General features: G+C 72.8%; 1 pseudogene. It reads left to right on the top strand.

Annotated features, from left to right (window positions below):
• A pseudogene (locus GT354_RS54285) lies at positions 1 to 185 on the top strand (type III effector protein); the annotation flags it as partial.
• Positions 186 to 335: the final 150 nt, after the last annotated feature.

Raw genomic sequence — 335 nt, 5'->3', positions numbered from 1 at the left:
ACCCGCCAGGCCCGCGCCGCCGACCGCACCACCACCGCCTGGGCCCGCCGCGACGCGGCCGAGCTGCGCCCCTCGCCGGCCGGATCACAGCACTCACCGACCTTCCCCCGACTGCCCGCCGCCCGGTCAACGAACTGCACGCGGCCCTCGCACACGACGATCCCGCCGACCCCATCGCCCCCCTGGCCGCCACACATTCCTCCCTCTCGGTCACCGACTCGACGGAGCCGACGCCATCGCCTCGGCATACACCGGAATCGTCACCCTGGCCGAGGACTTCGAGGCCGACTTCGATCCGGCCGACTACGTGGACGACTTCCGCGAGAACCACGTCG

The sequence above is a fragment of the Streptomyces sp. SID3343 genome, from assembly GCF_009865215.1.
Lineage (GTDB): Bacteria > Actinomycetota > Actinomycetes > Streptomycetales > Streptomycetaceae > Embleya.
This window is presented reverse-complemented; position numbering and strand designations above follow the sequence as displayed.